This is a genomic window from Rhodopirellula halodulae (genome assembly GCF_020966775.1).
GTDB lineage: Bacteria > Planctomycetota > Planctomycetia > Pirellulales > Pirellulaceae > Rhodopirellula > Rhodopirellula halodulae.
Map to the genome: position 1 here is coordinate 26263 of NZ_JAJKFV010000001.1, position 24800 is coordinate 51062.

The 24800-nt window shown below is 56.1% G+C and carries 16 protein-coding genes and 1 tRNA gene; 3 read left to right on the forward strand and 14 right to left on the reverse strand.

Going from position 1 to position 24800, the window contains the following annotated elements; all coding sequences use genetic code 11:
- Window positions 1-353: 353 nt before the first annotated feature.
- The 7 genes from mtnA to LOC70_RS00135 all read right to left on the reverse strand — a co-directional run bounded on the left by mtnA (window position 354) and on the right by LOC70_RS00135 (window position 10334).
- Window positions 354-1424 carry an S-methyl-5-thioribose-1-phosphate isomerase gene (gene mtnA / locus LOC70_RS00105; RefSeq protein ID WP_230251205.1) on the reverse strand — a complete coding sequence of 357 codons (1071 nt, stop codon included), beginning with the start codon at window positions 1422-1424 and terminating at the stop codon, window positions 354-356.
- A gap of 30 nt (window positions 1425-1454) precedes the next feature.
- The gene (locus tag LOC70_RS00110; RefSeq protein WP_230251207.1) at window positions 1455-3014 is read right to left on the reverse strand and encodes a Gfo/Idh/MocA family protein; all 1560 of its coding nucleotides are present in this window, start codon (window positions 3012-3014) and stop codon (window positions 1455-1457) included.
- A 209-nt stretch (window positions 3015-3223) separates the two neighbouring features.
- Window positions 3224-4084 carry a phosphatidylinositol-specific phospholipase C/glycerophosphodiester phosphodiesterase family protein gene (locus LOC70_RS00115; protein WP_230251209.1) on the reverse strand — a complete coding sequence of 287 codons (861 nt, stop codon included), beginning with the start codon at window positions 4082-4084 and terminating at the stop codon, window positions 3224-3226.
- 102 nt (window positions 4085-4186) lie between these two features.
- A complete protein-coding gene (locus LOC70_RS00120) occupies window positions 4187-5356 on the reverse strand; it encodes a zinc-dependent alcohol dehydrogenase (protein ID WP_230251211.1) in 1170 nt (389 codons plus the stop codon).
- Between the two features lie 230 nt (window positions 5357-5586).
- On the reverse strand, window positions 5587-5973 hold the full coding sequence (locus LOC70_RS00125; RefSeq protein WP_315857178.1) for a hypothetical protein: 387 nt from the start codon (window positions 5971-5973) through the stop codon (window positions 5587-5589).
- Window positions 5974-6028: 55 nt separating this feature from the next.
- Complete coding sequence (locus LOC70_RS00130) at window positions 6029-6859, reverse strand: manganese catalase family protein (protein ID WP_230251215.1); 831 nt, start codon at window positions 6857-6859, stop codon at window positions 6029-6031.
- Between the two features lie 139 nt (window positions 6860-6998).
- Window positions 6999-10334 (reverse strand): mechanosensitive ion channel domain-containing protein, encoded by a 3336-nt coding sequence (locus LOC70_RS00135; RefSeq protein ID WP_230251217.1) that lies wholly within the window; start codon window positions 10332-10334, stop codon window positions 6999-7001.
- Window positions 10335-10643: 309 nt separating this feature from the next.
- On the opposite strand from LOC70_RS00135, the gene LOC70_RS00140 reads away from it, so the two are divergent.
- Both LOC70_RS00140 and ligA read left to right on the forward strand, forming a co-directional pair.
- Window positions 10644-10895, forward strand: coding sequence for a hypothetical protein (locus LOC70_RS00140; protein ID WP_230251219.1), 252 nt, complete (start codon window positions 10644-10646; stop codon window positions 10893-10895).
- 258 nt (window positions 10896-11153) lie between these two features.
- A complete protein-coding gene (gene ligA, locus LOC70_RS00145; protein WP_390888970.1) occupies window positions 11154-13253 on the forward strand; it encodes an NAD-dependent DNA ligase LigA in 2100 nt (699 codons plus the stop codon).
- Here the strand turns inward: ligA and LOC70_RS00150 are convergent, their stop codons facing one another.
- The 7 genes from LOC70_RS00150 to LOC70_RS00180 form a co-directional block, all read right to left on the reverse strand.
- A complete protein-coding gene (locus LOC70_RS00150) occupies window positions 13254-15023 on the reverse strand; it encodes a hypothetical protein (protein ID WP_315857180.1) in 1770 nt (589 codons plus the stop codon).
- 125 nt (window positions 15024-15148) lie between these two features.
- A complete protein-coding gene (locus tag LOC70_RS00155) occupies window positions 15149-17548 on the reverse strand; it encodes an ABC transporter substrate-binding protein (RefSeq protein WP_390888971.1) in 2400 nt (799 codons plus the stop codon).
- 3 nt (window positions 17549-17551) lie between these two features.
- The gene (locus tag LOC70_RS00160; protein ID WP_230251226.1) at window positions 17552-20917 is read right to left on the reverse strand and encodes an outer membrane protein assembly factor BamB family protein; all 3366 of its coding nucleotides are present in this window, start codon (window positions 20915-20917) and stop codon (window positions 17552-17554) included.
- 201 nt (window positions 20918-21118) lie between these two features.
- Window positions 21119-21883, reverse strand: a complete 765-nt coding sequence (locus LOC70_RS00165) for an ExbD/TolR family protein (RefSeq protein ID WP_230251319.1) — start codon at window positions 21881-21883, stop codon at window positions 21119-21121.
- Window positions 21884-21954: 71 nt separating this feature from the next.
- On the reverse strand, window positions 21955-22440 hold the full coding sequence (locus LOC70_RS00170; RefSeq protein ID WP_230251228.1) for an ExbD/TolR family protein: 486 nt from the start codon (window positions 22438-22440) through the stop codon (window positions 21955-21957).
- 2 nt (window positions 22441-22442) lie between these two features.
- Entirely contained in the window at window positions 22443-23150 is a 708-nt protein-coding gene (locus tag LOC70_RS00175; RefSeq protein WP_306796893.1) for a MotA/TolQ/ExbB proton channel family protein, read from the reverse strand.
- Between the two features lie 244 nt (window positions 23151-23394).
- Window positions 23395-24384 carry a hypothetical protein gene (locus tag LOC70_RS00180; RefSeq protein ID WP_230251231.1) on the reverse strand — a complete coding sequence of 330 codons (990 nt, stop codon included), beginning with the start codon at window positions 24382-24384 and terminating at the stop codon, window positions 23395-23397.
- Between the two features lie 173 nt (window positions 24385-24557).
- Between LOC70_RS00180 and LOC70_RS00185 the strand changes: the two genes are divergently transcribed.
- A tRNA-Phe gene (locus LOC70_RS00185) sits at window positions 24558-24630 on the forward strand.
- The last annotated feature ends 170 nt before the right edge of the window (window positions 24631-24800 follow it).

Genomic DNA, 24800 nt, shown 5'->3' on the forward strand with positions numbered 1-24800 from the left:
TACAAACAGCGGCCGATGGAAACAGAGGGGAATTCAATTTCACTTTGCAACAATCTGCAATTCGAAGGACTGCTCCTTCGATAGCGAACTTTAGTGAGCAACAAATGCGCCGTAAGGTTCGCCTAAACCTCCTTCTCCTAACTTTTCTTTTGAGTGTGCTCAAAAATTGCATTCTAGCGAGCAATGCACTGTTCTTGCAAATCAAAACGATCTCAAGTCAGGATCAAGCGGATGGCAGATTTTTCCAATGTCATCACTTGAACTTCATTTCAAAACGAGAGGCCGTCTCACCCTGAGACGACGCTGTCTCTCGTCCACACCTGTAGTATCAGCACGGGGCGTGACACGTTTGGTCACGCTCGCAAGTGCGAGAGCACTTTTTCGGTATTGGGTGCGGAAATCACGCCTTTTTCGGTCACCAGAGCGGTTACCAATTCGGCGGGCGTGACGTCGAAAGCCGGGTTCACGACCGGGACGCCTTCAGGAGTTTGACGTGGAGCGTTCGTCCCGCAGGGGTAGGACACCTCGTCCGCACTGCGCTGTTCGATCGGGATTCCGTCGCCAGAATCCAGTTCCGCGTCGAAGGTGTTGGTGGGGGCGGCCACGTAAAACGGAATCTTGTGATAACGAGCCAAAACGGCCAAGGGATACGTTCCAATTTTGTTCGCCACGTCGCCATTGGCCGCAATTCGATCAGCGCCAACGATCACCGCGTCCACTTTTCCCTCACGCATCAGGCTGCCGGCCATGGAATCCGTGCAAACGGTGACGGGGATGCCAGCTTGATGCAGCTCCCATGCAGTCAGGCGGGCACCCTGCAGCAGCGGCCGGGTTTCGTCCGCGAAAACTTCGAGTGTTTGTCCGGCTTCGTGAAGGTGATACATCGGCGCCAGTGCCGTGCCCCACATGGAAGTTGCCAAGGATCCTGCGTTGCAGTGAGTCATCACCCGGCGGCAGCTCGCCAGCAATGGAGCCCCGTTGGCTCCGATGGACCGGCACATTTGTCGATCTTCGTCGTGGACCCGAATGGCTTCTGTGACGAGTTGGTCACGGAGATCTGTGACGGAACCGACCGATTGGTCCACCAACGCTCGCATCCGGTCCAACGCCCAAAACAGATTGACCGCGGTTGGACGGCTGGTGGCGAGGTGATCAATGGATTGGCGGTACCTATTCTTGGCTTCCGTCAAATCCGCGGATGGTGACAGGTCCACCGGTGTCAGTGTCACCCCGTAGGCCGCGGCGATGCCGATCGCGGGAGCACCGCGAACGACCAATCGCCGAATGGCATCGTGCGTTTGGTCGATGTCCGTGCAGACCAACCGCGTGAGGGTTCCTGGCAACTTGGTTTGATCCAGCAGATCGAGTTCTGCGGGCCGCCCGTCGCGGGCGGCGTGATATCGAATCGTTTCGGCGTCGTTCACATCAGGGACCGTTGCAGGAGGTGGTGCGGATCAGACGTCGGCCGCGTCCGGAACCACGAACCCATCCCGGTACTCTCGGGTTTCCATCGCTTTCGCGTCGTCATTGTTGAGGAACGTTTCCGCTTCTGGATCGAACTTCAACATTGGACCGAGCGACAGTTGTTCCTTTTCAGGATCCACGTTGTTGTCACGCAGGTGTTGCAGGGTTCGATCCAGCGTGGCTTGATCGTCATCCAACGACTGAATGCTGGAAAGTGATTCCGAGATGCTCTTGGGATCGACCTTGTTTTCTTGACCGACGTAGTACGAAATGTTGCCCAAGTGAGCGATTGCCGCGGAGAGGTGTCCGCAACGCGCGTCCGCATGGAGCGTTGAAGCGTCGCGAGACTGTACCGCATCGAGGAAGTTCGAGAAGTGGTCGTCGCCAACGTTGGATTTGGCGGTGAACTCCTTCACCAACTTGCGATCTTTATCAAACACAGCACAGCGGCTGTAGCTTGGACCCTGCACGAGATAGCCGTCTTCGCCGTAGAAAATGACGCCGATTTTGTTGCCCTTGGTGTAACCGAACAGCTCGTTGATTTCTTCATCGGCGGAATTGTCGACGCTCAAGCCACGGGTTTCGAAAACGATGGTCTTGTCACCGTAGTCGTAAATGGAAACTTGCGTGTTGGCGGTGTCGCCCGCGTCGACATAGTTGGGATCTTTGCGTTCGGCTTTGTAGCCCAAACGTCCGGCGTAGGTCAGCACGGCGTTGGGATGACGTTCCAGTCCCAATCCCCAGCGTGCGATGTCGGTTTGGTGAGGACCTTGGTTGCCGGAGTCGCCGTTGCCGTAGTGACGTTGCCAGTGCCAGTCATAGTGGAAACGTTGACGTGTCAGTTTGGGATCGGTGTAGGTGGCTGGCCCGCTCCACAAGTTGAAATCGACGTCTGAGGGAATGTCGTAATCACCCAGCGGTCCGATTGACTTGCGACGCTTGTAGCACAAGCCGCGAGCCAGCTTGACTTCGCCGATGCCGCCATCGGCCAGGAACTGCATGCCTTCGCGAACGCCGCCGCTGCTTCGGCACTGTGTTCCGGTTTGGAACATGCGATTGTACTTCGCCGCTGCCGCAACGAGGGCGCGGCCTTCGTGAATATTGTGGCTGATCGGTTTTTCGATGTAGACGTCCTTGCCCGCCTGCATGGCCTCCACACCCATCAATGCATGCCAATGGTTGGGGGTCGCACTGGTCAGGATTTGCACATCGTCCATGTCGAGGGCTTCACGAAAATCTTTCACGACCACAGGACGGCGACCTTGAAGATCCGCGACCTTGTCAGCTCGGCTGTTGCCGACTTTCTCGTCGATGTCGACCAAGACTCGAATTTCGGTTCGCGAATCTTTGTCGAAACCGCGAATGTGCTCCCCACCACGGCTGTTCACGCCGCAGATCGCCACGCCCAATTTCTCATTGGCCGAGCTTTCTTGGGCGGAGACGCGGGAACTGGTGTGGACGCCAAACGCAGCTCCCACGGCGAGGCCCGTCGCGGTGAACTGACGACGGCTGATTTGGGAGGGTGTGGATCGGGTGGGTTTCGAATTCATGGTGGGCCTGTGGAGGAAGGAAGGTGGGACAATGGGAGACATGCACATTATGCACGCTCCTTGCGGCGTAATCATCCTCCTTCCACCTTGGATGTTACAGGTCGCTCAAAATCGCATCGGAGCCATGGAATCTCGCTGGTCAGACCGTTTGCGATGACACCGAAAAGAATTCTCAAGTTCGGCCACGCCATTTTGGAAGGCCGAACGCGTCATTTCGATTCGAAGTAGCGATGAAGGCCTTCCAGGTCGTCTGTGTTGATCAAGTCGACCCCCGCCTCGTCCAACACTTTCCAAGCGTGTCGGTGATCGGGCGTGGCCCAGAATCTTACTCTTTGCTGATTCGCATGAGCCGTCCGCAAGATCCGGCTCAGCTTATTGCGGTCATCTTCTGGCAGCTCGCCTTCGCCCCGCCATTGGAAGTTCCTGCCCCAATGGTCGCTGATCAGCGGCATGAAGTCGGATGTTGCGTCGCTTTCCAAGTCGGACAGGCGGCCATCCACGCCGGCGAATCGCGGCAAGTGCGATCGGACCAATTCCATCGGCCGATTGCCACTGATGATCGCTTGGACGTTCCGTTGATGAAATCCTTGCGAATCAACATGCGTGAACAGATCGTCGTACTCGGATAACAATTGGTTCAACGCAAGGTACGTTGTCGCCCCGTCGGACTTCAAATCAATCAGCAATGTGAAGGCCGGTTGGTTGGAGGCCGCGGCGGATGTCTGCCGCGAAAAAAACTCACGAAGCGGATCGAGATACAAACGTTGCAACGTTCGTTCGGGCGAGAGATCGACGGGATCGTGAGCCACCAACAGCGCACCGTTTACCAAGAAGACATCGGCTTCAACACTGCGGAACCCATTGTCGATCGCATCCAACAACGGACGATCGTGCTCATAGTCATTGTGAGCGTGGGCCTTGGGGTGAACGATCGACTCCTGGCCCATCGACTCCTGGCCCACGGTTCGTTGGGACGGCAGAAACATAGCTAGCACAACGGCCATAAACGTGAACGCCACGTGGCAATGACCTATGCAAGCGGAAGGCAAGCGATACGGAGCGTTATTCACGATGGCAATTGGGTTGACGATTGAAAACGGATCAAACAACCCGTGAATTCTACTCTCTATTCGAACCGGACAAGATAGGGCCAGACAAGATAGTGGCAGCGGTCAAGGTTTCAAAACCACTTTGATACAACCATCTTCTTTGTCCCGAAACTTCCTATAGGCATCGGGCGCATTGTCCAGGGGTTCGACGTGAGTGATCACGAAGGACGGATCGATCTCGCCTCCCGTGATTTTCTCCATCAGTGGTGTGAGGTAACGCTGCATATGTGTTTGACCCAATCGAATCTGCAAGCCTTTGTTCATGGCCGTTCCCCACTGCAAATTGACGCTGCTGAAGTAGACACCGGGAACCGAGACTTTGCCTGCTTTTCGACAGCACTTGAAGATTTCATTGAGGACGTGCGGTCGATCTGAGCCCAAGTGCATGGCTGTTTTCGCATCGTCGAGAACCGATTGCAGTTGGCCAGCGGCATGATTTTCCGCGCCCACCGCGTCGATGCAGCAATCTGGACCGCGTCCCTTGGTCATCTCCTGCAGCGTTTCGTAGACGTCGACTTTTTCGTAGTCGATCACTTCTGCTTTGGAAATGCTACGAGCCATCTCGAGTCGTTCAGCGACGCAGTCAATTGCAATGACCCGTTTGGCCCCCAACATCCACGCACTTTGAATTGCGAATTGTCCCACGGGGCCACAGCCCCAAACCGCCACCGTATCGGTTGGTTGAATGTCACAGTTCTCTGCGGCCATGTAGCCAGTTGGGAAAATGTCCGACAGAAAGACAACTTGTTCATCAGGGATGCCATCCGGGACGACGATCGGCCCCACATTGGCGTATGGCACGCGAAGGTACTCCGCTTGCCCGCCAGCGTAGCCACCAAGCATATGTGTGTATCCAAACAAACCTGCCGGTGAGTGACCCATGATTTTTTGGGCTTGTTCAGCGTTGCGATTGGATTCATCACAAAGTGAGTACAAGCTGTTTTGACAGAAATAGCAGGCACCGCATGAAATGGTGAACGGTACCACCACGCGATCTCCATTTTTTAGATTGGTGACCGCTGAGCCGACCTCGACGACTTCACCCATCGGTTCATGGCCGATGATATCGCCGGCCTCCATCGCCGGTGCAGCACCCGCCATCAGGTGCAGGTCCGATCCACAGATACCGGATGCCGTGATTTTGATAATCGCATCGCGTGGGTCCAGAATTTTGGGGTCATCGACGTTGTCCACGCGGATGTCATTGCGACCGTGCCAGCAAACGGCTTTCATTGATTCAACTCCGAGTTATTTGAAGTTCCCAAGATGGCGGTTCCATCGCACGATTACCAAGCGGGATGTGCAACACTTCGTTTCATTCGAAGTCCTCTGATTTGCGTTGCTGCAAAGCAAGTCCTGCGCCGAATCACCCGATCGAAAGACCTAACGCAGGAACAGAGAAAAGTCCGCCTCAATGAAACTTCATTGAGGCGGACTGCGCATGCACCAGAGTGAAGACGTGATTAGGCGGAGTTGCCGACATGCAGCAGGCTCAACTGAACTTCTCGACTCGGTTGCCCAAGAAAGTTGATTGTGATCTCAGCGCCAAGTTGTCCCCGTTGTTCGGCAGGAGCCGCATACACGGACACGATCGCCGGGTTGCTGGAATTCTGCGACGTCAACGTGCAAAAGACATGTCCTGATCGGACTTGGGTTGGCACAAATTTCCGCAACTGGTTTTCAGTTGGACGATCGGCCGTCGGATCCGGTGCCAAAGTGAGTTCCGAACAGAACACATCCGTGACGGTTTTGCTCTGATCGGAGGCGTTTGCTTGCCGATTGGCAAGCATGCCGGCTAATCCGCCGACGCCACCGGTGATGATTGTTCCGACCGCCTCTCGACGTTTGATGTTTCGATTCATGGACCATCCTTTGGGAGAGTGAAATGCAACGATAGATTTGTGACTACTTTGTCATCTGACCTTTTTGTGCCGCGGTTTTGGGTGAAGCGGCACCCAGCTTTGGTTTGTCACCCAATGGTCGCATTCGGACCACAGAGTTGGATCCTTTTCCGTCAAACGATTTGCCTTTGGTCCATTCGCCGCTTGGAGTTTCGAAGTCATCACCAATGCCAAAGGACATGAAAGCGTAGGCGTAGTCGCTGTTTTCGTTCTCTTGAGGGAATGAATTCGGGATTGGATGATTCTCAGGGCCGCCCAGCTCTTCCCAAGCAGCGAGCCACTGGTTTTGATGCATCGTGTCGCGAGCGATCATGTAGCTCAACATGTCTTTCATGCCAGGATCGTCGGTCATTTTCCAAAGCTGGACTGCAAGCATCCGACCGGTCGATTCTGCGGTTGCATTGGCCAACATGTCTGCCGCCACATTGCCGCTGGCGTAGACGTGGCTGCAGTTGAAAGGCACGCCTTCGCTGTCGACGGGCATGGCAGCCATGCAAGTTCCGATTGCGTGCTGAATGTTCATGCCACCCATCGCGGCCATGACGACGGGGTCTTTTGCGGCTTCTTCCTGTTCTAAAGGAGCGCCTTCCAGATTCAACGCAACCGCGGTCGCCAACATCTCAATGTGGGCCATCTCTTCTGTGCCCGTTTCCAACAGCATGTCACGATATTTCGCGGGTCCACGAGCGCCCCATGCTTGAAAAAGGTATTGCAAACAAACACGTACCTCGCCCTGAATGCCACCAATTGCTTGCTGCAAAGCCTTGGCAAAGATGGGGCTCGGTTTTTCGACGCGAACGGGATACTGGAGTTTGCCACCGTCGTGATAAAACATGAATGACCTTTCGAGTTAGATGGAAGAAGAAGTTCTTCAACGTGCGCAGCGACCAAAGCAAGTCACACGCCACCTAAATCGGGTCAAGAATTCCCGTTGGAGGTTTTCCTAAATTGTGAGTTGATCCCCTCAGCGTTCGTTATGCCCGTCGTTTTCGTTTGCGGATGGCGTCGGACAGTCGGGGTTGGCCGAAGTCGTCGTCGAAGAAGTCGTCGGTATCGTCTGATCGCGTCAGGATGTCTCGCATCTCCGGTTGCGACGGTTGGTTCGGGGCCAGCAAGTTGCGATCGGAAAGCGTTCGACGTGCCAGCTTCAATAGCTGGTCGCGATAGCGTTCGGCATGGGTTCCTTGTTCGATCCAAACTCGAATTTCGATTCGTTGTGATCGCTGGCCAACGCAGACCAGGGTGGCGTGTGGGGCCGGAGTGAGAAGGACTTCCGGTTGCTGGACCATCAATTCCTGCAACGTGCGACATAGGTCCGCGGGGCGTTCGTCTCGCGTGGCCGCAACCTCCATGGGAACCACCGTCAATCGGCCGGCGCCCATCCAATTGACCACATCGTCGTTGACGAAATTCTTGTTGGGAACAATGACTTCACGTCCTTCATCGTCTGACAACACGGTGGTGCGAAGACGTTGAGCCGCGACACGGCCGGTGAAGTTTCCAACCGTGATCAGGTCGCCTAAACGTGCCGGCTTTTCAAACAAGACGATGAAACCTCCAAAGAGATTCCGCACCATGTCTTGCAATCCAAATCCGAGACCGATGGTCAATCCAACGGCCAACCACTGAATCGTTTGCCAGCGGACACCCAACCATTTGCAGGCGACCAAGCAGCCGACACCAAACAGCAGGAATCGACCCAGTACCAGAGTGAAGTGTTCCATTCCCTCATCAAAGGAAACACGCTGCAGCACCAAAGCGTCGAACAACGCGGGAAGTAATTTTGCGAGCTGGAACGCGACAAACAATGTGCCAGCGGCGAGCAGGAGATGCACCGCTGTGATCGGTTTGGGATTTGTGACGGTTTGCATCACCGTTTGTCCCGCCGCATGGATGACTTCTTCTTGAGCGGTGTCCTGAACGGTCCACAGCACCGGGTTGCCCATGCGGACATCGGGGAAGACATCGATCCACATCCATCCCAAGCACACGACGGCGCCCAGCACCAAAGCACACTGGCAAAGGAACGCCAAGTGATGTTTCAGTTCCAAGAAGTGCTCGCCAAGTGCACCCGCCACGCGTCCGGATTCCTCCGATGGGCCGTCGTCCTCCGAGGCCCGCAGTGAACGGTCGCCGGTCAGCAGATCCCAAGCTTCGGCCGACGCGTACTGGATCCCCGCCCATACGATTGCCGCGGACATCAACGCCACGGCGGTGAGCATTGCACGCTGAAGAATCTCATGCGTGGTGACACTGTACCCGAGGACTGACAAAACGATCATCAGCAAGGGAAAGCCGATCGCAGCCAGGTACATCAGCAATCGTCCGCGATGAATCACACTGCCACAATAATTCTCGATCAGTGGTTCGAGGAAACCACCGACGGGACGAAACGCCAAGTGCATGGTCCAACCAACCAACAGCATCGAGAAAATAAATCCCACTCGAGCCACCGAGCCTCGCCACATCCCGTGATCCACCTGGCTCATGACGGTGATGGCGTAGGCCGCAATGACCAATCCCATTCCGATGATGGTCAAGTATTTCATGGCTCGCGGACGGCGTGGCATTTCAAGATCAACATGTTGGTCCAGGTAGCCGTTGGCACGCAGCCATTGGCGTGGGACCTCGACCAACCAAGCCACCAGGCTGCCGGCGTAGAATGCTTTGGAAGCATGCAAGGTGGCTTCGGAAACCACGCCCGTTCCCAACCAACGACCGACCCAAAACAGGACGGCGGGAATCCCCGTCGCGACCAAGACGGTGAGAACGCCGGCAAACAGTTTGCGTTTCTGTGGCGAAGCCTTCCGCATGCGTTTGCGAGTGCCGATGGAAATCAAGCTGGCTTTGCCGAGCCATCTCAATACCAAGACCACGATGATACCGACCAACAGGCCAATCGCACCGATGGGGTTGGTGCTGATCTTCTTCTCAAACGTGGGGCCAAAGTCAGCACTGCGGTTGGCATCAAACAAAGCGGCCATGCCGCCTTTTAGATTCTGAGCGTCACGCAGTCCGAGCGGATCATCGCTGCGGATCCACATGACATGCCGATCGATCAGGACTCGGTAGTCCAGTGCCAAGGATTGGGACGCAGATGTGATGGAGTCCAGTTCGCTGATCTTTTGTTGCAGGTCTTGATAGCCGGTTTGCAGCGAGAGAATCCAAGCGTGGCGTTGTCGCAAGAGTTCTTCGACCTGATGCCGCAGTGGATCGCTATAACGATTGGCGTCGTAGCCAGCATCAGATAGAAGTTGGCTGGCTTGTTTTTGTGGTTCCGATCCATCGAGTCGAATCAGGTCCAGTTCCAATTGCTGTTGTCTCGAATTCGACAAAGCTTCGCTGGTCATGGACGTTTGGCTATTCTGAATTTGCCACTGGTCCAGTTGATCCTTCTTGTGTCGTAGCAAGATCCCGATCGTCGGTGTCAAACCGTGACGCTGAAGCTTTTCATCGACGTCTTCGAAATCGCTGCGGGTGGCGTCCAATTGACCTTTGGACAACTGTGTCTGCGCGGCAATGCGATTGTAGGTTTCCGCCAGTTCGATCCACTGGTCCACCAACTGAGCGTTGCGATCAGCGAGGTCAGCCGCGATTGGATCAGCGGTCTGTGCCTGGGATCGAAATCCCATGGCGATTTGCTGTGCCGATCGCACATGGACGCTTGCGTAGGGCGATTGTCGCCAGTCTTCGGGCTGGATGGTTTGGCGGGGCAGCAATGGATAGCTGGCAGTGCTGGCCTGAGTGTTGTCGTTGGGATCGGACGACAGCGAGCGGTTCGAAAAGGAGGTCGAGGTGCTCGCGGAAGCGGGCCAGGATCGTGTCGACGACGACTCATTGATCGAGCCCGATGTGGACTCCGATGGTATGTTGCCGCGTGGCCGAGAAGTGTACATGCCCACTTCGGATGATGGTGAGTTCGGACGCGAACGCACGACGGTTTGTGTTTCGACATGATTGCGAGTCTCAGCACGCTCGCGTACCGGCCGCTCTGAGATGATCTCCGATGTGAACGATGGTGGCGTCAATCGTCCCGTGTTGTGAATGGTTTCGGTGGGCGTCGGCCACGAATGGACCACCGTTCCATCAACGGCGTAGGTGGTGTGCGAAGACGACGATGTGAACGGAGGTGGCTTGGGCGTGGTCCACACCAATTCTTGCCCGTCGCTCACTGCGTTCCAAAGCAGCAAAACTCCGCTGAGTACGAATGCCGTTAGGACAGGAGCACCACGGAACCAACCGGAGACGTTCTGCGATGGGTGGCGAGTCGATGTCGGTGGCGAACTGCTGATCGGGACCGGGTGGCTCATGGGGACCACTGTGTGCAAACAAGATGGCAGCGGATCCGCTGGCGAAAAATGGCCGCCGACGGAGAAAGGATGCTGTTCCCATACGGAAATTGCCGACTCAACGCCACATCGATCGTGTTTCACGCTTGTATTTCGGTAAAGCAGGCGATTTGGGAAGAAATCTGACGCTGCGATCGTGACACCCGATCAGCGGATCCGAAGCGGTCTACTTGTGTTCAGATATGATTAAGATAGGGTTGGCAACGAACGGCGACCGCCCATTTTTGTCGGGATGCGCCCAGTCTCTCTTTCAGGAAGAATTCGATGTTGATGAAGCTCACTCGATCGTTGCTCGCTCTCACCTTCGTTGCTGCGTTGGCTGGATGTGAAAAAGGTTCGGATACCGCCGCTGAAATCGCTGACCAAGCCAAAGCTGGCGTGGATTCAGCAGCCGGTGCCGCCAAAGATGCCACCACGGAAATGGTGCCGGAAGCTGCCAAAGACACCGTCGACGGAGCGATCGACCAAGGTGGCGACAAGGCAAAAGCGAAAATCGACGAAGCGGCTGGCACTGCTGAGTGACACGCAGAACTGATTTCGGTTCAGTCGAGTAACCAAACACGGAGTCAAACTGATGGCGGCGAAAGCTGCTCCAGTGAGACTCCGTTTTTTCATGCGTTGAACTCACGCCAGCTTCGGATCGTCCATTCGCAATGAATCGCAGGTGAGGATCGTCGGTTTGCCGATGGGGTCTGGAACGGTGGTCTGGCAACCGGACAATGGGAGCCAGTCTCCAAGCAGCGAGACGTATGTGCCTCTCTCATTTCCCAGGATCGTTTCGTGGCTTCGGAATCCATTGCTCGCCGCGTGCAACAGCTTGTCGACGAAATCAATCACCACAATCGTCGTTACTACGACGACGCGGCACCCGAAATCACGGACCTCGAATACGACAAGTTGCTCGCTGAGCTGACCAAGCTCGAAGAACAGCATCCGGAATTGCGACAAGCGGATTCGCCAACGCAGCGTGTCGGCGGCGATGTGGTCGATGAGTTGGTTCAGGTCCCACACCGCGTTCCAATGTTGTCGATCGACAACACCTACAGCCGCGAAGAATTGGCCAACGCGATGCAGCGGATTGAAAAGTCGCTGGAGGGCGAATCGGTCGCGTGGACCATGGAATACAAAATTGATGGCGTGGCCGGTTCCATTCGTTATGAGAATGGCGAAATGGTCTTGGCTTTGACCCGAGGTAACGGCCAAGTCGGAGACGACATCACTCACAATGTACGGACGATTCGGGAACTGCCTCAATCGATTGGAAAGGCCGCGAAGTCGAACCGGGATATCGCGGGAGGAAAGGTTCCCGAGGTCTTGGAGGTTCGCGGCGAGCTGTACATGACCGATGCGGACTTGGCGGACTTGAACGTGCGACAAACAGAAGCTGGCCAAGAACCATTCAAGAACACTCGCAATGTGACGGCGGGAACGATCCGATTGCTGGATTCCAATGTTGCCGCTTCACGAAACATCCGTTTCTTTTGTCACGGCAGTGGTGAGCTGGTTGGCATGAACGCGACGGATCACATGACGTTCTTGAAGCACGTCGAAGCGTTGGGCATTCCGATCGCACCCGACGTGGTGCGTTTCGAAAACAAAGAGCAGGCGTTGAAGGCGATCGCGCAGTTGGAACTTGAAATGCCTGATTTGCCATTCGAGATTGATGGCATCGTGTTCAAGGTGGACTCGTTTGAACAGCGTGAGACGTTGGGTGTCCGAAGCAAGAGTCCGCGGTGGGTGATTGCTTATAAGTTCGAACGCTATGAAGCGACAACGACGCTGGAGAAAATTGACGTCCAGGTCGGAAAGACCGGAGCCATCACGCCGGTGGCTTACCTGACACCAGTGGACATCGCTGACACGACGGTCTCACGCGCATCCCTGCACAACGCTGATGAGATCGAACGATTGGATGTCCGGGTGGGCGATACCGTTGTCGTTGAAAAGGCGGGCAAGATCATTCCGAAAGTGGTTCGTGTCGAGAAACATGCCCGCACCAAACCGCTGCCAAAATTTGAATTCCCCACACGCTGTCCTCAGTGCCAAGAGCCGCTGACCCGCGATGAAGGCGGTGTCTACATTCGATGCACCAATCCGGCCTGCCCGGCGCAGTTGCGACAACGTTTGATCTATTTCGGCAGTCGAACGGGGATGGACATCGATGGTTTAGGCGACGAGGTGGTTGATTTGTTGCTGCAGAAAAACCTGGTGTCCAGCTACGCCGATCTGTATCGCTTGGACGTGAACACGTTAGCTGAATTGACATGGCCGCGACTGCGGAAGGGCAAAGGCGATGAAATGATCGAAGTTCAATTCGGTCAAAAGAACGCTGAGAACTTGGTGGCGGGAATCGAGGAAAGTCGCGAGCGTGGGTTGGCTCGTGTGTTGTCGTCGATCAGCATTCGACACGTTGGCCCTCGGGTGGCCAAATTGATCACGGCGAAGTTTTGGAACCTGGAATTGTTGCGAGCGGCGAAGGCAGAGGACCTAGCAGCGATTCATGAAATCGGCGATCGCATCGCGGAGAGTTTGGTTGAGTTCGTGCAAAGCGATTCCGGTGCGAAGTCACTCGCGGATTTAGAAGCCGTTGGCGTGAAGTTGTCAGAACCGGAACCCGTTGAAGCGCTGGAAGACACCGAGGCATTGCCGCTGTCGGGCAAAAACATCGTCGCCACGGGAACGTTGCAGCACTACACACGCGATGAGATCAAGGCTCGCATTGAAGAACTCGGCGGCCGTGCGGCCAGCAGCGTGAGCAAGAAAACGGACTTCGTGATCGCTGGTGAAAAAGCGGGAAGCAAACTGACCAAGGCCGAGTCGCTGGGCGTGGAAGTGCTCAGCGAAGAGGAGTTCCGCTCACGCTACGAAACGGATGCCTGATCAGGCACCTTCGGTGTTGTCCGTTGGAGGAGGCAACTTGCCACCATTCTCCTTGGCCTGAATCAAAGCGGCTTCGAGGTCACGGATCAACTTCGGGTTGATGTGTTTGGTCAGCAATTCTCGCGTAACACTGAACATCTCATCGACTTTGCGTTGTTGGTTCGCATTGCGCCCGATGGCTTTGATGAATTCCGTCTGTCGTTTGCCCATGTCATTGGCCAGACGTTCGTTGGTGGGTTGGTTTCGAAGCACCTCCAACAATTCTTCCGCGGAATCCAACTCGCCGCGTTCCAGACGCATCATGATCCGTGCTTTGAATAACTCACGGATGGCCAAAAGGTCGATGATCGAGTTTTGCACACCACGAATGTAGGACTCGGCTTGCAAACGCATGTCGTCACCACCGAGGTCGGCCACCGTTTTCTCATAGTGCCCCGGAACCATCGGCAGACGAGCCAGGACGGCGCCGCCGTTTTTGACGTACAGCAGTCGCATGGGTTGTTCTTCCGTGGGTTCGATGTTCAACCGACCATTCCAATCGGTACGCCCCACAAAGGTCATGCTTTTTCCCTCGAGTTCTTTTTCATAGATCTCGTAGCCAATCAGTGGTTGATTGGGATCACCCTTGGCATGCAATCGCAACATGGTTTCATCGTTGCGCGGCCGGATCTTGAGGCCGACTCGATGGGTTCGATTGTTCTTGCGTCCTTGAAGCCCGCCCGCGCGGCCCGCATAGAAATCCATGTTGACGCGGCGTCCGTCCACTTCCTTCGTCAGCAGATAGGCCCAGTCGAGTGGTCCGATCGAAATTGGGCGGCCATTGCGATCGTCTTTGCGGACCATTGGAATCAGCACGTCGCCGACGCGAATCAGGATGGGGGAGTCTTTGTCGGTGACCAAACCTGACGCGCGGACCAAACCCACAGCATTGTTCTTTCCCGCGTCGTCCACACGAGCGACGGGAGCGAAGACGTCTCGCACGGTCGATCCGATGACTTCCGCGAGCAGATTGAATCCCGCGGCATCTGCTCGGGATGTGTCGCCAAAGAAACGCATCAAAGTGTCGAACTCAACACTCTCGACTTGCATCGGCGTTGTGGCTGTTCGGACTCGCACGATGAAAATTTTGTCGTAGGCGTCAGCGGCTTCGGTGATCTGACCTGACAAAGAGGGAACAATGATTTTTGCGTCCGGCTCCTCGAGGGTTTCCGCCATGCCACGCGACACCAAAATTGCCTCGGTCGACTGGTCCGCCCAGGCTTCTTTCAGCGTCACCGCATCGCCTTCGACGGCGGTCAACTTGTTCAGCCAAGCATTCTTCGGGGAAGAGGCGTCGCCCTCGGTTCTCTCGCGGACCTCTTCGATTCGACCGGCTGTGGTCAGCACGGATGAGCAATAGCGTGCGACGTCGGCTGCAAAACGAATGCGAATCGAATCATCGTGGCTCTTCTTCAGTGCGATCACGGGGTCCGACGCCGCCAACATGGCAAAGTCGACCGCCGAGAGATCTCGAAGGGCCATGGTTCGCACCGATGTGGGAGCGTCGGCGATGGTCGTTCGCCAAGCCGAGCGAAAGTCTCGGTCCAGCACCTTCATCAGTTCGTCTCGCACCAGATCCGCGTTGACCTTGGGCGAGTCTGATGCGATCCAAATCAACGTCTTGTAGGGATCGAAATCGAAAGGCGGCGGTTCGACCGTTTCCGCCTCTGCCGCAACGTCAACAGCGGGTTCCGCGGCACCGGGGTCTTGAGCGAAGACGGGCGCGGTCATGCCGATCAGCAGCAGGCCGATGGTGCAAAATCGGCGGAGCGAAATCGTTGGGTTGAGTTTGCTAATAGATGAGGTCGCTTTGTCGCTCGAAAGCAATGGTTCAGCGGAGATTGAGAGTGGGGACTTCATTGGCTCAGCCTCCATTTTTCAGCGTTTTGATATAGCGACACGATGTCCGAACCCACGCCCAGCAGATCTCGGCTGTAGGCGTACGAGTCCACCAATTGCCACAGCGGAAGCACCGGAAGTTCGTGGTGAGCGATGGCATGCAGATCCAACAGTCGGTCGCGAGCATCACGCCAGTTTTTAGATTCTTCCAAACGACGCAGTCCGAGGCCGATCAGCTGATCGGTGCTGCCAGCCATGCCCTCCGGACCCAGCACACGTCGTGCATCGATGATGGGTTCCCAAACAGCCGCAGAAACGTAAGCGATGTCGGCGGCCCCTTCGTCGGGAAAGGCTCGTCCAACCGGCAGTTCCACCAATTCGATTTCCAGTCCGAGCAATTGCCACTGACTACGAATGGCCTCGCATGCGATTCGTGAAAGGTTCTCGGGTGGATACGCCAACCGAATGGGTTTGAGTTCCGGCACCTCTTCTTTTTTACGCGACGCTTCGGACTCCATCTGTTTCTGCGCCATCGTCATCAGCAACTTGGCCAGACGAGGCTCATAGTTCCGCGGGGCGATCGATTGATCATAGGCATAACCCAGTGGATCGTTGTCTTCCAAGCCTGCGGGGAAGGGGCCGGACAAGACTCGGCATCCGGGGACTTCCAAGCTTTCCAACAACTCCCCGTTCAGAATGTCTTCGCGATTCGTGCCGTAGACCAACGCGCGGCGGAACGTTTTGTCCGCCAAGTAAACGTGATCACTGCAGGGCACCAGCATGTGCACGCTGGGCAACGGATAGTTGACGACGCGAACGTCGCGATTCCTGGACAGACGCACTGCGTCGGCGGGAAACAGTTGGTCCAAGACATCGACTTCGCCTTGCAGCAATTTGCTGACACCATCAGCGGCCGATTCCGTTCGGATCTCGACGATTTCGCGTGGTTGCAGATCCGTTCGTGGTTTGCCCTTGAGGACATAGCGGACCACGTCACCCTCGACCACGTCGCGGCGGTAGTCACCGGTGGGTGATCCGGGTTCGCCACCGAACCATTCCCCGTCCACCGTGACCTGGATCAACGCCGACGGCAGCACATTGGGGCGACGCAGGATGCAATCGATTCGTTTGGGGCCGTCGAGCCCGATGGCTTGGACCGCCGCCGCCCACGGTGAGAAATAGTTGGGCGATTGAGGCTGCACACGATCGGCCAGAACATCCGCCAAGTAGAACCCGTCCACTTGATTCAGCGGCGGTTGCAACCGTTCGGGTTCCAGAAACATCGAGAACCGTTGACGATCAGGACTTTGTTCGGTGTCACCGAAAATGAACTCGTATTCGCCGCCTTCGGGGCCGGCACCCTGCATTTCAAATAGCACGCGATACAGCAATCGACCGGCACGACGTGCGGCCCAGTTGTCCAATCGAGTTGGATCCAACACCGTCGCGGTTTGAAGCACGCCAACGTTGACCAGCGGGTAGATTTGATCGACCTTGCGAACCAGTTCCGTACCGCCCTCAATGTCAGGTTTTAGGAAAATGCTCTCGCGAGAATACTTGCGAGCTTCTCGGTAATTCTTCTTCTCCAAAGCCGCCAACGCGAGGTCGCGTTTCTCTTCGGCCATGGCCAGGAATTCAGCATTCCACTTGCTAATCGAGGAGAGGTTCTGACCGCGGTATTCTTTCTCCAAACGGGCCAGCAATTGTTGCCCGAGCTCAAAGTTGCCGGCGGTGACCAATTGATCCATTAGCTGATCGGTAAGCGCGCCGATGGCTTTCAAAACCACCTGCGTCCGATACTCCGGTGCATAGCGGCGCAATTCCTCCAGCATCGCCAGCGACGCTCCGAATTCACGATTCTTCGCACGACGTCCCGCGTCACGCCACAGGAACTCGGTTCGCAATTGACGCAATCCGGGACGCGATGGGTAATCGCGAATCAGTACTGACAGAAACGGGTAGGCACCGACGAAGTCGCCTTCCTTGATACGTTCCGCCGTTTCGCGTTCCAGACGCTTTTCCCAGAAATCAATGTTCTCGATGTCTTTCCATTTGGCGATGAACTCTTGCTGCTCAATGCCAACAATGCTGAACTTCAACGTGCCCTTGGGAACGGGGTTCGGCATCTCTCGGTTGGGCAGTTCCATCAACCGAGTCTTGACCCAACCGCCACCCGATTCCTGGGTGAAGAAGATCAAATCGTGAGGTTCGTCCTGCAGCAGTTCCAAACCAGGGGATTCCGGGCGTCCTGAATCCGCATAGTTCAGCAATTGTGCGGACGCGGTCGGCATCATCGCGATCAGAACGACGAACAACGCCGATGCTTTCGCGGCAATCGTGGTGAGGACCAATCGGCTCACGTTTGGAAACCGTTGTGGATGCAAGGAAGTCTGGGAGTTCGAGAAAAGCAAACGCATGGATCAGGCGTCACCGGGAATGTTCGTGATGTAGACAACGCCTTCGGTACCGGGCACCAATAACTTGTTGCCAACCGGCAGTGGGCTGGCCGAAAGTGGTTGACCGAGTCGCGTCGTGCCGACTTCTTCGCCCGTGGCGGGATCGATCGAAGTCAGCCAGCCATCGCGGCCTGTCAAAACCCAGCGGCCACCGATCGAGACGACTTCGTCAACTGGTTTACCAGCTTCCGGCAAGGCTGTTTGGAACAGAGCTTCGCCGGTTGCCGAGAAAGCCCGGAGCACTTGGTCATCTGTGATCACCAATGCCACTTGGCCCGTTGCTTCTGACTCGGCTGTAACGGGACCCCAAACGATGCGGCCTTCCAGCACCTTTTTGAAGGATTGCTCCAAGCCGGTTTGGTCATGTCCGACCAAGAAGTCCGATGCGGGGCCGCTTGCCCCAGCGATGAAACTGGAATCGACCGCAGCGGCAGATCCCAAGAAGGGTGCCTCCAAGTCCACGCTGGATAATTCGCGAATTTGTTCGCCGACGCGAAGGCGGTAGAGCTTTTTGCGGCTGTCAGCGATCAACACTTGATCGGGGTCGGCGGTGCTCTTGACCGGATTGGTCCACTGAACCGTGGCGGTTGGATCACTGGCGGGTTGGAACGGGGCACCAATCACGCGACCGGTTTGCCAGTCCATCAACACGGCCCGCCCGGTGTCCAGCGGCAAGAACAAACCACCGCCACTGAAGGTCGCCACGCCAACGGGTTTGGGGCCTGTCAGTTGGAACGTCACCTTGCGAAGCTTTTCGCTGCGACGTGTGGGATCGTAGATCAACGCTTCGCCTTTTTGAGCTTGGTTGAGCAACACCCGTCGCGTGTCGTCCACTTCGATCGGGTTTTGGAAACTCATGGAGATCCCATTGGCACCTGGGTTCTCGATGGGACCTTGAGTGGATCCGCTCGCCAGTGATTCCGATGTCAGTTCAAACAAGGCTCCTTGGCTGGTCACAGCGTGAAAGCCACTTTCCGGAGCCGGCGTGATCATCGCGATGGGCGTGCCCACGTCCGTCCGCCAAAGTTCACGTCCGGTTTTGGGTTCCGCTGCGGTCACGCGAATGGCCGAGGTGCCCTTCAAAATTCGAGCGTGAACCAGGACATCGTCCAGCGACAACGGTTGGCCGATGAACGTGTCGCCTTCGTTCTTGCCCCAGTCATAGACGACTCGTCCCGTGTTGATTTGCAACTCGTAGCGACCGATGCGAGTGCCCGTGATCCACATTTGACTGCGGCCAACGGCCATGCGAGTCAGCGTGGGTTTGTCGTACGCCGCAACTTGTTGTGCGATCAACGAAACCTGTTCGTTTTCCGAGGTGGGTTCGATGTCGTACACGGCGACTTGCCCGCGGTCGGTCAAAACAATCAAGCGACGGTTTTGAATGATTGGCGGAACAACCACGTTGCCGGACAAGCGGAAAGGCGGTTGTGCCGGAGTGACTTTCTCACCCTTTTCGTCCACTTTCAAAACATGAACTTGAGCGTAGTCGCTGCCCGCGTTTTCGATCACGAACAGGTGACCCAAAAGCGAAACAGGAGCGACCGCGATGGTGCCTTCTTCGTGACCGAGGTAGAGACTCTCGATGCACTTTCCGTCGCGAGCGTTCAGCACGTACAGATTGCTGTGACCGCCGGGGATGTAAATGCGATTGAGCGTGTCATCCAAGCCCGCGGGGGTCGACAACTCCTGCGAGAGATCCGTCGACCATTTCACGTCGCCGGAATCCGAATCCATGGACACCAGGGTGCCGGAATGCAGAGTGACCAGCACCGAATCGCGACCGGCGACGGGTTCGGCAAAGCTTTCGCCGATGGCGGCTCGCCACTCGACTTCGCCGTCTTCCCCGCGACAACGGCGGATCTCATCGTTGGCCATGTCAGACAGCAACACCGCCATGCCGTCGTCCAAACGCAGTGGCGTGTAGTCTTCGCCCTGGCCCGTGTAGTCACGCCACAACAAACGGCCGTCGTCCACCGCGAATGCGAGGACCGATCCACCGGCACGCAGGAAGTAAACCTCTTCCCCGACGCCCGGGACCGAGTCGCCTTGGCGGGTGGTCAAAACGATCGAGCGAAGGGCTCCGTCGTCAGCCGGTTCGGTCGAGATCTTGGGTGTCTTGGCCGAGGGGCGAACCAACGTTTGTTGAATGTCGCTGGCTTGTTCGATCAAGGTCACCAATCGAGGATCGTTGACAAGTTCTGGGAAGTCACGCAGCAACGAAATCCGCTGGTCATACGCTTCCTTGGTGTTCTTGTTTTCCAAAGCCGTCTTCATCGCCGCTTCGGTCTCGTCCAAACGGACGTTGCGGTCGATCTCACGCCGAACGCGATTGCGGGCTTCGGTGATTTGCAGCAATCGACCTGACAGCGTGGTCTTCATTGTCGACAACATGTAATTGGGATTGTCGATCAATTCCTGTTGTTCATCCAGCCGTCCCAACAAACGACGTTTCTCTTCTGTTTCCTTGGCTTCTTGTGCTGCATTGGCGAGGTTCTCCGCCACATCGACGAGCAGTCCCGCCAAATTGCCGCGCTCATCATTCATCGCTTCCTCGTCGATGATCGTCGGCAGCTTTTCCTTGGCCATTTCCAGCCCCGCGACGGGGTCGGTCATTTGTTCGGCACGGAACAATTCGCACATCGTGATGCGCGTGCGTGCCAGCGACGAGTACTGGCTGCTTTCGCCGAACTGATCCAGGTAAGCGATGTAGGCGTCCTGAGCCGGTTGATAGCTTTGACTGTCGTATTGCTTGTTCGCCAAGGCGATGAATTCATCGGCGTTGCCTTTGGACAAAACGAACCAAAGGATGCCACCGGCGATGACTAAGAAACCGATGATGCCCAAGTAGCCATAGATCTTGAACGAATCCCAAGTCGACTTGGTTTCGGGTTTCTTGATTCGTGCTGAAGATGGGCGTGGACGAGCCGGTGCGCCTCCCATCGAATCGTCGATGGACTCCGCTTCGGCGACCACGGCAACTGGCTCGGCTTCGATGGCTTCGACTTCGACAGGATCGTCGCCAAACGCGTCTTCCACCTCGACAACGGCTTCGGCGACTTCATCGTCATCGATCAATTGGGCGGTCAGGTCTTCATCGCCCTCGACAACCTCCGCCGCTTCGGATTCATAGGTTTCACTTCGTAGCTCACCGATCAGTTTGGTGGCTTGAAAGCGGGTCAGTTGGCCGTTGTCGACCAACAGTTTGGCGACCGCTTCCGGCGTGACACGTGAACCACCTTGTGACAGTTGCTCCCGCAATGCCTCGATGATCTCTTGGTCCAAAAGACCGCGTCGTTCCAGTTGGTCGATCAGTTCGTTTGCAAGCATGTTGATGAGTTGAGATCCACCAGCAGTGGGCTGGCTGATTCGGTTGGTGGATAGAAGAGACGAGAGGCAAAAGAATCACAAACACTGAGGCGGGGAGAATTCAGCGTGCGATCAGAATTCGATGTGTGATCGAAGGGGCCTGACGCCAGCGGTCTCGAACGTGGAGACCAAGCGTCAGAAGAATCGGTGGCGAAGCGTGGATCAATCGAACCCATCCACTTCCGTGACCTGCAAGGCGGCGAACCCAGCGATGGTTCCCGCGTCCATGCCATCAACGAGGAATTGAAGTTTGGCGTTCTCATGCACCTTGATGTTCAGCTGCATGCCATCTCGGTTGTCGCCAACCGCTTCTTTCAACGCCGTGATCAGATTTTGCTTGCCGGGTGTTTCGCGTTCCCATTCTGTGGCAAGCACCAGGAAACCACCGTTCTCGTCGATTTCGAGTTCGATGGGGTCCTTTTCATCCTCGGGTTCGGGGTCTGTGTTACTACTCGGCAATTCTGATTGCTGACGAGGCATCTGGATGGATTTCTGCAACGAGAAACTGGCAGTGACCATGAAGAAGATCAGCAGCAGAAACGTCACGTCGACCATCGGTGTCATGTCCAATTCGCCGTCATCGCGTTTCTTGCGAGGCGGCATCTCGTCGTCGTCATCGTCGAGATCCAAAGCGGTGGGGGCGACCGCGGTAGCAGTCGGCGTCACATCGCCACCCACGGCTGCTTGAGCTTCGATTTGGGCGCCAGCGGCACCGACGATGCCGACTCCCATTGCGGAGGCCCCGACCAGCTCAGCGGTTGATGCTTCCTGCGGTTCGGGTTCAACCACGGCATCTAAAACTGGTTCGGCTTCCACTTCAATCGCTTCGGGTTCGACCGGTTCAGGCTCCGCCACCGCGAGAGGAATCGTGATCGGTGAATCGCAACCGGGGCAACGAATTTTCCGTCCACCCAGACGTTCGTTCACTCGACGTGATTCGCCGCAGGAAGGGCATTCAAATTGGATTGACATGGTTCTTCACTCAAAACCGAGACGAGTTACTGTTCTTTGACAGCGATGTAAGTGAATTCCAAATCTTGGAACGCATCGCCAACAATTTTTTGAACCCGGGTGACCTCCGACACCTTCACTTCGGCGTCGCCGAGCAGCATCACTTGGTTCTTGTTGGTTCCGATGGATTTCTCCAGCTCGCCGGTGAGGTACTCGACGATTTCGCTGGTGGCCGTTTCTTCGTCTTTGCTGAATTCAGTGCCGTCGTACCGACGCAAGATCGCGGGGGAATCGCCGCCGGCGGGTTCGATGAAGATCACCGCGGAATCCTTGGCCGAGATGGCCAAGCCGTTGGTGGCTTCGGGGATCTTGCCCGTTTGAGTCGGGTCCATCTTGGACGCCACCACAAAGAAGATCAGCAAGAGGAACGTGATGTCGATCATCGGTGTGATGTCCATCTCCTCCTCGGGCCGCTTCTTTCGCGGCAAGGCGGGTTCGTCATCGTCTTCGTCGTCAATGAATCCTTGACTCATGATCAAACTCCGGCGGTGACGGCTTCAGCGGTCGCTGGGGCAGCGGTTTGGGCTGGCGCGGTGCCTTGTGTTTTTGCCAAACCCGTTTTGAAAGCATCGAAGAAGCGTTGCAGACCCGAGCCAACCAAGTCTTCCATTTTCGCGATGCGGATCATCACGTTGGCAACCAACAGCATCAAAGGAATCGCGATGGCCAAACCGCTGGCCGTCGTGACCAGTGCGACCTGAATGTCACCTGCCAACGCGGATGGTTCGACTTGTTCGGCAGTGGCCAACGTCTTAAACGCACCCATCATCCCGAAAACCGTTCCGAACAGCCCGATCATGGGGGCACTTTTGATCACCGTGCTGACCCAGCTTAACCGGTATTCGATGTCGCTCATCACGTCCCGTTGGAATCGGTCCATCATGATTTGCTTGGCTCGTTTGAACCCTTCGGCTCGGTTCTCGACGGCCATGTCGATCATCTGCGGAATCGCTCGCGTGTCGCCGTCGCAGTATTCGTGAACCCCTTCGTAGTCACCGGCTCGAAGCATTTGTTCGACGTCGTCCATGAAGGCGTCTTGTTCTTCTTCGGTTTTAAACCGTTTCTGACCAACTCGGGTCCACACAATCACGATCTGATACAGGCCCCAAAGCGCGACGGCAGCCAACGCCGCATACGTCGAGTTGGAGATGATTTCGTACAGCGAAGTTTCGGCGAGCAACAACGTTTTTTCCTATGGTCAGTCTGAGAGAGTGGATTGGTTGTCAGAGTGAGACGATTGTTCGGTCGAGGTTGAAAGACGCGTTTGGAGAGGAGCGACGAGGAAGTCGAGTGGGCGGAGATCGGATCGTCCACGATCGATGGCGACGGCTGCTTCAGCGGATTCAGGTGCATCGCATGATAACTATCTGCGTAAAAGCCGCATCCGCATGCGTGTCCATTGTGGTCCGACTCACAAAAATTTCACGTCATTTGCCTTTGCGATATCGTTGTTCGACCACCTCGAATTGGTAGCCACTGCCGCTGGCGGTGCTCTGGAACACCGTTTTCGCGATGGACACCACGCTGGGATGCCCTTTTTCGCGAGCGTATTCGAGCTCGATGTGGGCGAGTTCGTTTTCGAGTTGTTCGGGTATGAATTTCAGCATTTGACGCCCGGTGACATTGATCCCGGCTTGAGTCAGCAGGGTTCGGTCAAACTGCATCAGTGGGCTGGGAGTGGTCCACATGAAGTACAGGCGTTTCTCGGATTCACTGTCGTTGGTGTGACGAGACTTGGGGCTACCCGCCAGGTTGTTGGCGTAGTCGACGCCCTGGACCGTTCCGCCGATGGCTCCCAGCTCGATGCCGTAGAAATCCAATTGGCTGGCGTAGGGTTTGATGCCTTTGGCCGAAAAGTTCAGCTGCCAACGTTCGAATCGCGGGATGATGTCTTCGCCTTCGCCTTCGGGACCCGGTGGACGACTGTCACCTTTGCCGGATCCGGCCGTGGTCGCGGTGGCGCTGGTGTTCATCGTGTCCAGGGCACCGGCCACGCTGCTGACCGCATCGGTGACGGCTTCGATGGTGTCCTGCAGGGTGGGTTCCATCAGCTCCTCGACTTCTTCCGCTCCCGGCGGTTCAAAGTCGCGTTCGAATCCCTCGGCGTTGTCAGCACGACCGGCCGCGTTTTCCTCGATCGGCGGGAAGGATTTGACTTTCTCTGGCATCCGCAGCGTCAACCAGACGATGAACAGCATCAACACAAAGGCGCCGATGAACAGGATCAACGCCATGAACAGCGAGGTGACGATGTCGAACTTGCTGGTCCGCAAACGCTCCCGCTCCGCCAACCGCTGCTGCTGAAGCTCGGTGAGCTCTTCGGAAGCTGCAGTTTTGTCGGATTGTTTTTCACTGACATTGCCAGCTGTTTCATCGATCTGTGGTTCGTCGATCACATCCAGATCGGAAGAAGCCATGGTCAACCTTGGAGCAATGGGCGAGGAAATCGCCGGGCGAGAAAAGTGTTTTGAAGAGGCCGATTGACGCCAGCACCCATCATAGCGTACTTTCCTTACTTGTCGCCGACGAACTTGTTTCTTTTGAAGCGAGCGATTGGCAACTATACTTGGCGAAATGCCGCAAATTCTTCGGTTAGATAGCTCAGTTGGTAGAGCACGGCCCTGAAAAGGCCGGTGTCGGCGGTTCGAGCCCGCCTCTAACCACTTTCTTCTTTTCATCGCCCGGTCTGTGGCCTCTCTTTCGGCGATGATTCGACCCCGGTCACGACTCGGTCGGTTTTGTATCGGTCGAGTCAGTATTGCGGGGCCTGCTGAGCTGGGTTCACTCCGGCAATGCTTTTCGCTTTGGCAATGTTCACTCCGGCAAACCGGCT

Coding starts and splice junctions, on each gene's coding strand:
- LOC70_RS00135 (WP_230251217.1), bottom strand. CDS start 10,334: ATGAGCCACCCGGTCCCGATCAGCAGTTCGCCACCGACATCGACTCGC.
- LOC70_RS00120 (WP_230251211.1), bottom strand. CDS start 5,356: ATGAAAGCCGTTTGCTGGCACGGTCGCAATGACATCCGCGTGGACAAC.
- LOC70_RS00155 (WP_390888971.1), bottom strand. CDS start 17,548: ATGCGTTTGCTTTTCTCGAACTCCCAGACTTCCTTGCATCCACAACGG.
- LOC70_RS00150 (WP_315857180.1), bottom strand. CDS start 15,023: ATGACCGCGCCCGTCTTCGCTCAAGACCCCGGTGCCGCGGAACCCGCT.
- LOC70_RS00130 (WP_230251215.1), bottom strand. CDS start 6,859: ATGTTTTATCACGACGGTGGCAAACTCCAGTATCCCGTTCGCGTCGAA.
- LOC70_RS00160 (WP_230251226.1), bottom strand. CDS start 20,917: ATGCTTGCAAACGAACTGATCGACCAACTGGAACGACGCGGTCTTTTG.
- LOC70_RS00110 (WP_230251207.1), bottom strand. CDS start 3,014: ATGAATTCGAAACCCACCCGATCCACACCCTCCCAAATCAGCCGTCGT.
- LOC70_RS00140 (WP_230251219.1), top strand. CDS start 10,644: ATGAAGCTCACTCGATCGTTGCTCGCTCTCACCTTCGTTGCTGCGTTG.
- LOC70_RS00180 (WP_230251231.1), bottom strand. CDS start 24,384: ATGGCTTCTTCCGATCTGGATGTGATCGACGAACCACAGATCGATGAA.
- LOC70_RS00170 (WP_230251228.1), bottom strand. CDS start 22,440: ATGAGTCAAGGATTCATTGACGACGAAGACGATGACGAACCCGCCTTG.